The sequence below is a fragment of the Bacillus sp. N5-665 genome (assembly GCF_022637375.2).
In the GTDB taxonomy this organism is placed as follows: Bacteria; Bacillota; Bacilli; order Bacillales; family Bacillaceae_G; genus Bacillus_A; species Bacillus_A wiedmannii.
Window position 1 is genome coordinate 987,304 of record NZ_CP093325.1, and the last position, 14,090, is coordinate 1,001,393.

13 protein-coding genes and 1 other annotated feature are annotated in these 14,090 nt (G+C 37.4%); all 13 genes read left to right on the forward strand.

The window, feature by feature from the left end; translation table 11 throughout:
• The first annotated feature begins 17 nt into the window (after positions 1-17).
• The 13 genes from ysxE (at position 18) to spoIVFB (ending at position 14,058) form a co-directional block, all read left to right on the forward strand.
• Complete coding sequence (ysxE, locus tag MNO09_RS07515) at positions 18-1,043, forward strand: spore coat protein YsxE (RefSeq protein ID WP_000350663.1); 1,026 nt, start codon at positions 18-20, stop codon at positions 1,041-1,043.
• 172 nt (positions 1,044-1,215) lie between these two features.
• Positions 1,216-1,448, forward strand: a binding site (T-box leader).
• 37 nt (positions 1,449-1,485) lie between these two features.
• Positions 1,486-4,131 (forward strand): valine--tRNA ligase, encoded by a 2,646-nt coding sequence (locus MNO09_RS07520; protein WP_000072220.1) that lies wholly within the window; start codon positions 1,486-1,488, stop codon positions 4,129-4,131.
• Between the two features lie 92 nt (positions 4,132-4,223).
• Positions 4,224-5,525, forward strand: a complete 1,302-nt coding sequence (locus MNO09_RS07525; protein ID WP_088107387.1) for a bifunctional folylpolyglutamate synthase/dihydrofolate synthase — start codon at positions 4,224-4,226, stop codon at positions 5,523-5,525.
• A 165-nt stretch (positions 5,526-5,690) separates the two neighbouring features.
• The gene (locus MNO09_RS07530; RefSeq protein WP_241950107.1) at positions 5,691-6,653 is read left to right on the forward strand and encodes a stage II sporulation protein B; all 963 of its coding nucleotides are present in this window, start codon (positions 5,691-5,693) and stop codon (positions 6,651-6,653) included.
• Between the two features lie 220 nt (positions 6,654-6,873).
• Entirely contained in the window at positions 6,874-7,449 is a 576-nt protein-coding gene (locus MNO09_RS07535) for a Maf family protein (protein WP_001226270.1), read from the forward strand.
• A 46-nt stretch (positions 7,450-7,495) separates the two neighbouring features.
• Positions 7,496-8,173, forward strand: a complete 678-nt coding sequence (gene radC / locus MNO09_RS07540) for a DNA repair protein RadC (protein WP_001013378.1) — start codon at positions 7,496-7,498, stop codon at positions 8,171-8,173.
• 157 nt (positions 8,174-8,330) lie between these two features.
• Positions 8,331-9,350 (forward strand): cell shape-determining protein MreB, encoded by a 1,020-nt coding sequence (gene mreB, locus MNO09_RS07545; RefSeq protein WP_000466737.1) that lies wholly within the window; start codon positions 8,331-8,333, stop codon positions 9,348-9,350.
• A 41-nt stretch (positions 9,351-9,391) separates the two neighbouring features.
• Positions 9,392-10,243, forward strand: coding sequence for a rod shape-determining protein MreC (gene mreC / locus MNO09_RS07550; protein WP_001135497.1), 852 nt, complete (start codon positions 9,392-9,394; stop codon positions 10,241-10,243).
• A 14-nt stretch (positions 10,244-10,257) separates the two neighbouring features.
• The gene (gene mreD, locus MNO09_RS07555) at positions 10,258-10,803 is read left to right on the forward strand and encodes a rod shape-determining protein MreD (RefSeq protein ID WP_000975757.1); all 546 of its coding nucleotides are present in this window, start codon (positions 10,258-10,260) and stop codon (positions 10,801-10,803) included.
• A 35-nt stretch (positions 10,804-10,838) separates the two neighbouring features.
• Positions 10,839-11,525, forward strand: coding sequence for a septum site-determining protein MinC (gene minC / locus MNO09_RS07560; RefSeq protein ID WP_000391511.1), 687 nt, complete (start codon positions 10,839-10,841; stop codon positions 11,523-11,525).
• Positions 11,526-11,527: 2 nt separating this feature from the next.
• On the forward strand, positions 11,528-12,325 hold the full coding sequence (gene minD / locus MNO09_RS07565) for a septum site-determining protein MinD (protein WP_000503312.1): 798 nt from the start codon (positions 11,528-11,530) through the stop codon (positions 12,323-12,325).
• Positions 12,326-12,458: 133 nt separating this feature from the next.
• Positions 12,459-13,205: a stage IV sporulation protein SpoIVFA gene (spoIVFA, locus tag MNO09_RS07570; RefSeq protein ID WP_000797469.1), complete on the forward strand. Its 747-nt coding sequence runs from the start codon at positions 12,459-12,461 to the stop codon at positions 13,203-13,205.
• Entirely contained in the window at positions 13,198-14,058 is an 861-nt protein-coding gene (gene spoIVFB / locus MNO09_RS07575; protein WP_000599080.1) for a stage IV sporulation intramembrane metalloprotease SpoIVFB, read from the forward strand. The genes spoIVFA and spoIVFB overlap by 8 nt, the downstream gene beginning before the upstream one ends.
• Positions 14,059-14,090 lie beyond the last annotated feature (32 nt).

The window sequence follows — 14,090 nt, forward strand, 5'->3', positions numbered from 1 at the left end:
TAGAAAGGGTTATTCGTATGGATATTGAATTACGAAATCGCTATGAACCCATTGTAAGGCAATACAGATTGGATACACAGCATATGGAAGAGCACGGAAGTGTAACGAAAATTTACACTAATCAAGGTCCGTATGCGCTCAAGAAAATAGAAGACGGGAAGTTAGAGCGGAATAACTTTTTGCACCATATTCAATATTTGAAGGAGAACGGTTTTTCAAATTATGTACCTATATACCATGCGACGGATGGAAATTATATTTTAAGTGACGGGACGTATAATTATTATTTAATGCCTTGGTTAGAACGTGCGGAAGGCAACGGCGAGGATAATGATCAATACCATAAAATGTTTCAAACTCTCGGGACGTTACATCAAAAAACGGTGAAAGAAGAAACGTATACAGAAGAAGATTTAGAAAAACATTATACAAATATATCCGATCGCTGGGAGAATGATGGTGAGATGTTAGAAGAGTTTCTCGTAGAATCTGAAGCGAAGTGGTATATGTCTCCGTTTGAATTGCAATATTGTACGTACTATCATCATGTAATGAGGGCTCGTGAGTTTGCAACGAAGCAATTAACTGAGTGGAACGATGCGATGAAGGAAAAAGAAAAAACACGTATTACTTTTGTGCATGGTAACGTATCGCTTAATCATTTCTTATTTGATTATGAACGGAATGGCTATTTTATTAGTTTAGAAAAATCGAAGTTTGCAACACCAGTGCAAGATATAGTTGGTTTTTATTCTCGGTCTTTAAACACGTATCCAATTGCGCGAAGTGATCGGTTTGAATGGTATCAAATGTACCAAAAAAATTTCCCTTTTACGAAAGAAGAGCAACTACTCATGTTTGCGTATATGACGTATCCATCGCAATTTATTCGGCAAATCCAGTCTTATAAGAAAAGAAGAGAGAGTCGCAATGAGGAAAATGAACTTCTCGGAGTAAAGAGCTTACAACAATCGCATTGGCTCGTTAGCAATATAGAATATTTCCTTTCGCAATTACAAGCTGCCCAGCAAGGGAACGGATAAAGTGAAACTTTAATTAGTGGGGGATCTTACTGCCCGCAAATAGCGGGATAAAGAAGATAAGTAGAGGATGCTACTTATCTTCTTTTTTTGCCCCAAAAGCCATAGTATTAAATTTATCTTGACGAATAGGGTTTCGTTTTTTACACTATTGTATATAATAATTAACAATCATATAAATGCCTTGAAGGGGAAGAGTATAACAAGAAACGTCTTCAGAGAGGAGAATCATTAGCTGGGAGATTCTCTAGATAGTTATGTTAGAAGGTAGCCCTGGAGCATCTTTTCTGAACGGAATAGTTCTCATTAGGAAAAGACGGATTTGTCCGTTATCAAATTAAGAGTATAAGCAAATTTCTGAATTTGTTTGTAAATAAAGGTGGTACCGCGATGTCCCTCGTCCTTTTTGGATGAGGGGCATTTTTTATTTTAAGGAGGGAAAATAATGTCAAACACGGAAAAGAATTTACCAACTAAATATGATCATATGTCCGTTGAAGAAGGCCTTTATCAATGGTGGCTTGAAGGCAAATATTTCGAAGCAACAGGAGATGAGAAGAAACAACCATACACAATTGTAATTCCACCTCCGAACGTAACTGGTAAGTTACACTTAGGTCATGCTTGGGATACAACTCTTCAAGATATTTTAACTCGTACGAAGCGTATGCAAGGTTACGATGTATTATGGCTTCCAGGAATGGACCATGCGGGTATCGCAACACAAGCGAAAGTAGAAGGGAAACTTCGTGAAGAAGGTATTTCACGTTACGATCTTGGCCGTGAGAAATTCCTTGAAAAAGCTTGGGAATGGAAAGAGGAATACGCGTCTCACATTCGTCAACAATGGGGGAAAGTTGGTTTAGGACTAGACTATTCTCGTGAACGTTTCACATTAGACGAAGGTTTATCTGATGCGGTTAATAAAGTATTCGTTCAATTATACGAAAAAGGCTTAATTTACCGCGGTGAATATATTATCAACTGGGACCCAGCAACACGCACAGCTCTTTCTGATATTGAAGTAATTCATAAAGAAGTTCAAGGTGCATTCTACCATATGAACTATCCGTTAACAGATGGCTCTGGTCATATTCGTCTTGCGACTACTCGTCCAGAAACGATGCTTGGTGATACAGCAGTAGCAGTTCATCCAGAAGACGATCGTTACAAACATTTAATCGGGAAAACAGTTACACTTCCAATCGTAGGCCGTGAGATTCCAATTATTGCTGATGAGTACGTAGAAAAAGATTTCGGAACAGGCGTTGTAAAAATTACACCAGCTCATGACCCGAATGACTTTGAAGTAGGTAACCGTCATGACTTACCACGTATCTTAGTAATGAACGAAGATGGATCAATGAACGAAAAAGCTGGTAAGTATAACGGTATGGATCGTTTCGAATGCCGTAAAGCGTTAGTGAAGGACTTACAAGAAGCGGGCGTATTAGTAGAAATCGAGCCTCATATGCATTCAGTAGGTCATAGTGAGCGTAGTGGTGCAGTTGTTGAGCCTTACTTATCAACACAATGGTTCGTAAAAATGGCTCCACTTGCTGAGAAGGCAGTAGAGCTTCAACAAAAAGAAGAAGAGAAAGTAACGTTCGTACCAGAACGTTTTGAAAACACATACTTACGCTGGATGGAAAACATTCACGACTGGTGTATTTCTCGTCAATTATGGTGGGGACACCGTATTCCAGCTTGGTATCATAAAGAAACTGGTGAAGTATACGTAGGTACAGATGCACCAGCAGATATTGAAAACTGGAATCAAGATAACGACGTACTTGATACATGGTTCAGTTCAGCGTTATGGCCGTTCTCAACACTTGGCTGGCCGGATGAAGATTCAGCAGACTTTAAACGTTATTATTCAACAGATGCATTAGTAACGGGTTATGACATCATCTTCTTCTGGGTATCTCGTATGATTTTCCAAGGTTTAGAGTTTACTGGTGAGCGTCCATTTAAAGATGTATTAATTCACGGTTTAGTTCGTGATGAGCAAGGACGTAAAATGAGTAAATCTCTTGGTAACGGTATTGATCCAATGGATGTTATCGAGAAGTACGGTGCAGATGCAATGCGCTATTTCTTATCAACAGGAAGCGCACCAGGTCAAGATTTACGTTTCAGTATGGAAAAAGTAGAGTCTACTTGGAACTTCATTAATAAAATTTGGAACGCATCACGTTTCGTATTAATGAACATGGATGATATGAAGTATGAAGAAATCGATTTAACTGGTGAAAAATCAGTTGCGGATAAGTGGATTTTAACTCGCTTAAACGAAACAATCGAAAGCGTAACGCGTAACATGGATAAATATGAGTTCGGTGAAGCTGGTCGTTCATTATACAACTTCATTTGGGACGATTTCTGTGACTGGTACATTGAAATGGCGAAACTTCCACTATACGGTGAAGATGAAGCAGCTAAGAAAACAACTCGTTCTATTTTAGCTTACGTATTAGACCAAACAATGCGTCTATTACACCCATTCATGCCATTCGTAACAGAGAAGATTTGGCAACATTTACCGCATGAAGGCGAATCTATTACAGTAGCAGCGTGGCCAACAGTTCGCGAAGATTTACAAGATACAGAAGCTGCGGCAGAAATGCACCTTCTAGTTGATATCATTCGCTCTGTTCGTAACATCCGTGCAGAAGTTAATACGCCGATGAGCAAAAAAGTTCAAATGCAAATTAAAGCAAAAGATGAGGCTGTACTTGCTCAACTTACAAAAAACAGCTCTTACATTGAGCGTTTCTGTAACCCAAGCGAATTAATAATTCAAACGGATTTACAAGCACCAGAAAAAGCAATGACTGCAATCGTATCAGGTGCAGAGTTATTCTTACCGTTAGCTGATCTTATCAATCTTGATGAAGAGAGAGCACGTCTTGAGAAAGAATTTGAGAAGTTCGACAAAGAAGTAGAACGTGTACAGAAGAAACTTTCAAACCAAGGTTTCGTAGCGAAAGCTCCTGCAGCAGTTATTGACGGAGAGCGTGCGAAAGAACAAGACTACCTAGAAAAACGTGAAGCAGTTCGCCAACGTCTAGCAGATCTTGAAAAGTAAAATGTTTTTTAGAGGCTCACTATATTGGTGAGTCTCTTTTCTTTGCGTATAATAGGAGTATGAAGGTTGTCTTTTGAAAGGGGAAAGCATACGTGATACATACATACGAGGAAGCGATAGGGTGGATTCATAGCCGATTGAAGTTTGGTATTAAACCAGGATTAGAAAGAATGAGATGGATGCTAGAAGAGCTCGGAAATCCAGAGCGTCACATAAAATGTGTTCATCTTGCTGGTACAAATGGAAAAGGTTCAACGTTAACATATATGCGCTACATGTTAGAAGATGCAAAATATAAGGTAGGAACATTTACCTCTCCTTATATTGAAACATTTAACGAACGTATTAGTGTGAACGGGACACCAATTGCAGATGAAGAGATTACTGAACTTGTAAAGATGGTAAAGCCAGTCGTTGAAAAACTAGATGAGACGGATTTAGGGGAAGCGACTGAGTTTGAAATTATTACTGTTATGGCAATTTGTTATTTCGGTAAAGTTAATTTCTGTGATGTTGTTTTATTTGAAACAGGGCTTGGAGGGCGCTTTGATTCTACGAATGTTATTCATCCTGTTCTTACGATTATTACAAATATCGGCCACGATCATATGCATATTTTAGGGAACACACTAGGAGAAATTGCATATGAAAAGGCGGGGATTATTAAGTCTGGTGTTCCAGTTATTACTGGTGTACGAGATGAGGAAGCATTGCAAGTCATTCAAAAAGTTGCAAAGGAAAATCATGCAAACTTATACGAGATGGACAAGCATTTTACAGCGTTACATAAACAGTCTGGCGAAGATGGAGAACAGTTCGATTTCACTTGTCCTTTCGCCACCTTTGAAGATGTGCGAATCTCAATGAAAGGTGTTCACCAAGTAGGAAACGCAGCACTTGCACTTATGGCAGTCATGTATGTCAAAACATACTTATCATTTTTAATTGAGGAAGAAGAAATAAGAACTGGATTACAGGAAGCGTATTGGATTGGGCGATTTGAAAAACTGCAAAACAATCCAGATATTATTATAGATGGTGCCCATAACCCAGAAGGTATCGAAAGTCTTGTGAAAACAGTAGAATCACATTACAAAAATAAAAATGTAATAGTTTTATTTACTGCCCTAGGTGATAAACAATTGCATAATATGGTAGATCAATTAGAAACCATTGCCGATGAAATTATTTTTACAACATTCGCCTTTGATCGTGCTATTTCTGCTGACAAGCTTGCATCGTATGCAAAGAAAGAGTCAAAACTAGTTTTTGAAAATTGGAAAGAGGCAATTGATACGAAGGTTGAAATGATTGGAGAAAATGATGTTTTTATCATAACAGGTTCTCTTTATTTCATTTCGGAAGTTCGAAAATATATTCGCGAGAAAAACTAGATAGTCTTTGCTATCTAGTTTTTTTGTTCTACAAATGAAGTCAAATGCATACATATAAGATAAATATATAGGGTTATTTGGCGAATTCCTCTGACAAATATCTCGTTTTTTTGTGAAATGAATATGATATGATGCGGACAACGATAAGAGGTGAGGTGTGAGTGTATGGACAAGCAATCACGAACGATCTCAGTGAAAGTGAATGGAACAGAAGCGAAGTATGAGGAGAAGAAGAAAGATGAATTTGAATGGATGGTAGTAGAAAGTGAAAGACCGAAAAACGTTGTTCCGTTTCAAAAAGCGAAATTGGTGTCTAAGGAAAAAAAACGAAAGAAGTGGAGCAATACGTTAATTGCAATCGTTGCAACTGCGATTGTTATTGGTACGGCGTTTGGGATGGGAATGCTACAGATACTTAAAGGACAAGGTGCGACAGGCGGAAGCGAAGTAACAGCTTCGAAGCAGATGCGAAATGAAGAATCAAAGGTGGGTGGAACGGCAGAACAAACACCGGCACCAAAAGAGGAAAAACAAAAAGCACAGACAGGAACGTCATTAGATCCAATGAAATTATTTTTTGTGCAAGGAGGGATTTATTCTTCCGAAGAAAAGGGACAGGCCGCTCTTGAAGAGTGGAAAGGTAATGGAGGCGTTGCAGCTTTAAAACCGAGCGGTGATAAGTATACATTAGTTGTTGGTATTGCTAGCGATGAACAAGGCATAAATCAATTAATGACGCAGTATAAAAATGATAATGTCTCCGTATTGAAAAAGAACTGGGATATAACAGATAAAGCGTTACTTAAAGATGATAAAGAAGTTGGGGCGTTTTTAACAAAAGTACAGCCATTATATACTCATTTAGCAAAATATGCTTCCAGCGTACAAGCTAGTGGAAAAAGTAATGCAAAAGATATAGGTGCGATTGAAAAAGAGTGGAAAGCAATTGAAAAAGAAGGGAAAAGTATGAAGCAGGAAGAAGCAAAGAAATTGTATATGTATACGTCAGTAGCTGTGCAAACAGTGAAGGGTGGAAAAGGTGATAAGGAATCTTTGGCGAAATTAAATCAAGTTATTATTGATGGTATACTTTCATATGAAAAAATTGTTTCCCAAAAGGTGAAATAATAGGATAATGAAATGACGAAGGAAGAAGTATAGGTACTTCTTTCTTTTCTTTTGAATTTAGAGCAAAGTGCTTTCTCTATGGCAGGAATATAATCGTATTTTAGTAAAAAGTATTATTTTATTTAGAGAAAATAATATTTCTTTCATTTGTGGACAAACTATTCCTTTGATACGATTGATGTAAATGATTCTGCTTCATGTGAGAAAGGAAGGAGAAAATATGAGAAAAATTATTTTAGCATCAGGGTCACCTCGCAGGAAGGAACTGCTTGAGTTAGCGGATGTACCATTTGAAATCATTGTAAGTGAAGTAGAAGAGACGATTGGTGCGTACTCATCACCTTCTGATATCGTTATGTCCCTCGCCCTGCAAAAAGCATCTGCGGTAGCAGAAACGAATAGTGATTACATTGTGTTAGGTGCAGACACAATTGTTACATATGAATCGCGTATTCTTGGAAAGCCTTCTAATGAGGCTGAGGCGAAAGAAATGTTGCAATTATTATCAGGGAAAACACATGAAGTGTATACTGGTGTTGCAATTATAGCAAAAGACAAAACAGTCACTTTTTACGAGCGTACAGAAGTTACGTTTTGGGAATTAACAGAAGAGGAAATTGACGTATATGTTGCATCAAAAGAACCTCTTGATAAAGCAGGCAGTTATGGAATTCAAGGTAAAGGATCTATTTTTGTTCAACATATTCAAGGGGACTACTATAGTGTAGTCGGGTTACCAATTTCACGTCTTGTTCGGGAATTAAAACAATTTAATATTGATGTAACCCATGCGTAAAATTGCATGGGATTTTCTTTGAGAGAACAAATAAAGGGGTGGAGAAATGAACGGTATTCGTGATGTTGTCAAAGAAGAACAGCCACGGGAGCGTTTATTGTTAGAAGGAGCTGGAAGTTTATCGAATCGGGAGCTTCTTGCTGTGTTACTTAGAACAGGTTCTAAAGAAGAAACAGTTTTAAAGTTATCAGATAAAATTTTACATCACTTTGATGGTTTACGTATGTTGAAAGATGCAACGTTAGAAGAGCTTGTCAGTATACATGGTGTTGGGATTGCAAAGGCAGCCCAGCTTATAGCTGCTTTTGAACTTGGTAGAAGAATGGTACGTTTAGAATATCAAAATAGATACAGCATTCGAAGCCCAGAAGATTGTGCGAGATATATGATGGAAGAAATGCGCTTCCTGCAGCAGGAGCATTTTGTATGTTTATATTTGAACACAAAAAATCAAGTTATACATAGGCAAACGATTTTCATTGGAAGTTTAAACACATCAATTGTACATCCAAGAGAAGTTTTTAAAGAAGCGTTCCGCCGCGCAGCAGCCTCTATCATATGTCTTCATAACCACCCTTCAGGAGACCCCACGCCGAGCCGAGAGGATATTGAAGTAACGAAACGCTTAGTAGAATGCGGCCAGATTATAGGAATAGAAGTGCTTGACCATATTATAATAGGTGACCATAAATTCGTGAGTTTAAAGGAAAAAGGTCATATTTAAGACTATGCTTTTTACTTATTTTGTTTTATAATGTGATTTATGAGTTTTTTGTAGAAATTTATCTACAAGAAGGATAAAGATATAAAAAACGTACTGTTTTTATAATATAAAGTAAGAAAAAATGAGTCCGTGAAAACAAGAAAGGAAGATAAATAATATGTTTGGATTTGGTGGCTTTACTCGCGATCTTGGAATAGATTTAGGAACTGCGAACACGCTTGTATATGTAAAAGGAAAAGGTGTAGTTTTACGTGAACCTTCAGTAGTAGCGTTACAAACTGATACGAAACAAATCGTTGCTGTAGGTAGCGATGCAAAACAAATGATTGGTCGTACACCAGGAAACGTTGTGGCACTTCGCCCGATGAAAGACGGTGTAATTGCTGATTACGAAACGACAGCAACAATGATGAAATATTACATTCAACAAGCTCAAAAATCAAATGGATTCTTCTCACGTAAGCCTTACGTAATGGTATGTGTACCGTCTGGTATTACAGCTGTAGAAAGACGTGCAGTAATCGATGCGACTCGTCAAGCGGGTGCTCGTGATGCTTATCCAATCGAAGAACCATTTGCAGCAGCAATTGGTGCGAACTTACCTGTTTGGGAACCAACTGGTAGTATGGTTGTTGATATCGGTGGCGGTACAACAGAAGTTGCAATCATTTCTTTAGGTGGTATTGTAACAAGTCAATCAGTTCGTGTTGCGGGTGATGATATGGACGATTCAATCATTCAGTACATTAAGAAAAGCTATAACTTAATGATTGGTGAAAGAACGGCTGAAGCATTAAAATTAGAAATCGGTTCTGCAGGCGAGCCAGAAGGTATCGAGCCTATGGAAATTCGCGGTCGTGATTTAGTAAGTGGTTTACCAAAAACAGTACTAATTCAGCCAGAAGAAATTGCAGATGCATTAAAAGATACAGTAGATGCAATTGTAGAATCTGTTAAAAATACGTTAGAGAAAACTCCACCTGAATTAGCGGCAGACATTATGGACCGTGGTATCGTATTAACAGGTGGCGGAGCATTACTACGTAACTTAGATAAAGTGATTAGTGAAGAAACAAATATGCCAGTTCTTGTTGCAGAAGACCCATTAGATTGCGTAGCAATTGGAACGGGTAAAGCATTAGACAATATCGATCTTTTCAAAACTGCTGCTCGATAATATTGCAAAATAAAAATCAATGAAATTAAGAGGGTGTGAACGTGCCACAGTTTTTCTTAAACAAAAGATTAATTGTTTTGTTAGTTAGTATTATTCTTCTCGTGGCATTGATTGGAATCTCATTGAAAGAACGGAACAGTTTAACATGGCCAGAGCAGTTTGTTAAAGACACTGTCGGTGTTGTAGAACGTGTATTCCAAAAGCCAGCGAAATACGTAGCTGGATTCTTCGAAAATGTAGAGGATGTAAAGCGCACGTATGAAGAGAATAAAGAATTAAAAGCAAAATTAGATAATTATGCAGGTCTATCAGGGAAAGTAAAACAATTAGAAGATGATAACAAGAAGTTACAAGAGTTAACGGGTAAAAAAGAGTTGAATAGCCAATATACTGAAATTCCATCTACTGTTGTTTCTCGTAATCCAGATAAATGGTACGATTTAATCGGAATTGATAAAGGAGCACAGCAAGGAATTAAAAAAGATATGGCTGTAGTAACTTCACAAGGTCTAGTTGGACGAGTGAAAAGTGTATCCCAGTTTACATCATCAGTAGAATTGCTAAGCTCTATGAGCCGAACAAATCGTGTTTCTGCTATCGTACAAGGTGATGAGAAAATCTTCGGATTGATTGAAGGTTACGACAAAGAAAAGCACTTACTTCTTTTCACAAAGATTGGCTCTGATGCTCAGGTAACGAAAGATCAATTAGTTGTAACATCTGGACTTGGTGATATTTTCCCGAAAGGTCTTGTAATTGGAACAATCGTTGATGTTCAGCCAGATCCATACGGCTTAACAAAAACAGCTTATGTAAAACCGGCCGCTGACTTGAATGACGTAGAGCATATTATGGTTGCTAAACGTGCAACGCCTTCAGCGCCATTAGAATAGGAGGGGGAGAAGAGATGATGAAGATTTTAAAAAGAGCAGCTCTTCCTCTTTTGCTCCTTTTTGTTTTTCTATTTGAAAATATGTTTGCTACTATTGTTCCAACAGAGGTTTTTTGGAAAGACAGTATAGCAGCACCTCATTTCTTTATAATTGTGTTATGTTTTATTACTGTGTACTATAGTCCGGTCCAAGGGATTTATTACGGACTCTTATTTGGTTTCTTATTTGATACCGTATACACAGAACTTGTCGGTATATATATATTTGCGTATCCGATTTTAGCGTATTTAGTTTATAGTGTGATGAAGATACTACAATTGAATTTATTTATTGTTGCTTCTATTGTACTAGCTAGCATTGTAGCACTAGAGTATTATGTGTATGGATTTTTAACTTTGTTAGGACGTACTCATATGTCAGCGTATGTCTTTTTCACAGATCGTCTCCTGTCTACTTTATTGCTAAATGCAATTTTCTTATTGATAGTTTGTTTCCCACTGAGACGATATTTAGTGCGTCTTTCAAAAGCGATGGAAGAAAAAGAAAAAAGGATTTTCTAATTTTATGTCGAATTGAATCGGTGGGGTGAACTTTAGTGGAAGAAAAAAAGCAACAAAATGTAACAATAAAAGGGACAAAAGACGGAATAACGCTTCATTTAGATGATTGTTGTTCATTCTCTGAATTACTGGAGGAACTGGATGAAAAGCTTTCTACACATTACTATGATGGTGATGGGCGCTCTTTAATTGAAGTGCATGTGAAAGTGGGAAATCGTTATTTAACAGAAGTCCAACAAGAAGAGATTCGTACGTTAATTCGTAATAAAAAGAATCTTGTTGTGGATTCAATTGAAAGTGATGTTATAACGAAAGCAGAAGCAATAGCTTGGAAAGAAGAAACAGAAATTGTCCCTATTTCCAAAATTGTTCGCTCTGGACAAGTTTTACATGTAAAAGGAAATTTATTGTTAATTGGAGATGTTAATCCAGGCGGAACGGTTATCGCTGGGGGGAATATTTTTGTCGTAGGATCATTAAGAGGAATTGCGCATGCTGGGTATTATGGGGATTCGGATGCTGTAATCGCTGCATCTGATATGAACCCGATGCAACTTCGAATTAGTGATGTGGCAATGCGGGCTCCGGAAGAGAAAGAAGACGGAGCGGAGGCGGCAGAATGTGCGTATATTAATGAGAACAATCACATTGTTGTCGATCGACTGCAACTTCTCACTCATCTTAGACCTAATTTAACAAAGTTAGAAAGGGGAATTGTATAGCTGTGGGAGAGGCAATAGTAATTACATCTGGAAAAGGCGGAGTAGGTAAAACTACAACGTCTGCGAACATTGGTACAGCCCTGGCGTTATCTGGAAAGAAAGTGTGCTTAATTGACACAGATATCGGTCTTCGAAACTTAGACGTAGTAATGGGGCTGGAAAATCGTATTGTATTTGATCTTGTTGATGTCGTTGAAGGGCGTTGCCGTTTACCTCAGGCGCTTATTAAAGATAAGCGTTTTGATGATCTTTATTTATTACCTGCAGCACAAACGAGTGATAAATCAGCGGTAACACCTGAACAAATGGATGAATTAATACAAGTATTACGTCAAGATTATGATTACATATTAATTGATTGTCCTGCGGGGATTGAGCAGGGATTTAAAAATGCGGTAGCTGGTGCGGATAAAGCAATCGTTGTTACGACGCCAGAAGTATCCTCAATGCGCGATGCGGATCGTATTATCGGGCTTTTAGAAAAAGAGGATATTGAACCACCAAAACTTGTTATTAATCGTGTGCGTAGTCATATGCTTCATGAGCAGGATATGTTAGATGTTGATGAAATCGTACGTACATTGTCAATCGAGCTTCTTGGGGTTGTCGAGGATGATGATGAAGTTATTCGTGCTACAAATACAGGTGAACCTGTAGCGTTGCAACCGAGCGGAAAAGCAGCGTTAGCTTATCGTAATATTGCAAGACGCTTGTTGGGTGAGAATGTACCATTGCAAGCATTTGGACAAGAAAAGGTATCGGTATTTACAAAGATGAAAAACTTCTTTGGAATCCGTTAAAAGCACTTCGCACATATGCGAAGTGCTTTCTTTTTTCTTCACACGAATATCTTCCTTTCTTAGCTCATACATATGTACAAACTGTATACAACTGTTTCTATTTAAATTAGCTTAACGAAAGAAAGGAGACAGTATGAAGAATAGACGTGTAGAAGAAATTAAAAAACGGATTGCGAAAAGGAAGGCAGAGCAAGAAAGGATGGAGGAAGAGCAGTATTTTGCTGGTGGAAATTTTGATAGTGAAACAGTATTTATTGAAGAAGGAGAAAAGGAAATTCATCCTTTATTTCGAAAAGAAGTATTTTTCTTCAAAGTTTTGTTATCAGCAATATTAGTTCTTTCTGTCGCTATTTTATATAAGAATGCACCCCCTTCTTTCGACGGTGCTAAAGCTGTTACAGAAAAAGTGATGAAAGAAGAATTTCAGTTTGCTACTGTAGCGAAATGGTACGAAAAGCAGTTTGGAAAACCGCTCGTATTTTATTCACCTACTGAGAAAAAAGAAGGAACTATTCAGCAAAAAGATTATGCCATCCCTGCTTCTGGAAAGGTGATGCAAGGGTTTCAAAAAAATGGCCAAGGTGTATTTGTTCAAACAGCTACAAATGCAACTGTTGAGTCAGTGAATGAAGGGCTAGTTGTTTTTGCAGGTAAGAAAGAGGAGCTTGGTAATACGGTTCAAATTCAGCATGCAGATGGAACAGAATCGTGGTATGCGAATTTAAATGACATGACAGTGAAATTATATGATTACGTTTCAAAGAAACAAAAAATTGGAACGGTGAATAATGATGCGAATAATAAAAATGGTAAGTTTTATTTCGCGATAAAAAAGAATGAAAAATTTATTGACCCGATCCAGGTGATTTCATTTGATTAAATATAGAGAAGTTTTAACGAAGATTTCAGTGCATCCGTTGTTTTGGGTTATTATTGTCATTGGTATTTTTACGGCACGTTTTAAAGAGTTACTACTGTTATTTTGTATCGTTCTTATCCATGAACTTGGGCATGCCTTCGCGGCGGCACACTACAATTGGCGTATTAAAAAGATTCAACTTTTACCGTTTGGTGGTGTGGCTGAGCTTGAGGAACATGGGAATAAGTCATTGAAAGAGGAACTTGTTGTTGTAATTGCAGGGCCTATACAACATATTTGGATGATGGTGGTAGGTTATATAGTGTTTGAAGCTGGTTGGCTGGGTGCAGATTTATATTATTTCTTTATATGGAATAATATAATTATTTTAGCATTTAATTTACTACCTATTTGGCCGCTTGATGGTGGAAAAGTATTGTTTAACGTATTATCATATCGTTTTCCTTATTTACAAGCACATGAAAAGATGATGAAATTATCATGTGTTTTTTTTAGTGTAATACTAGTGTGGCAGTTACTTTGGAATAGTAACAATATTATGATGTGGGTATTACTCATATTTTTAGCGGTGTCGTTATATCAAGAGTGGAAACAAAGACAGTATGCCTTTATGCGTTTTTTATTAGAACGTTATTATGGGAACAAAAGAGGAATTGAAAAGATTGCACCTATTGAAGTGCAATCCGAAGATCATTTATATAAGATATTCACAAAATTTCGTAGAGGGTATAAGCACTCTATTATCGTCCATGGAAAATATAAAGAACATTACACATTGGATGAAAATGAATTACTCTATGCGTATTTTACTGAAAAACGAACAACTTCATCTGTTGAAGAATTAATCGGTTAGTGTTGACGATAGCACTAACCTTTTATTATTGT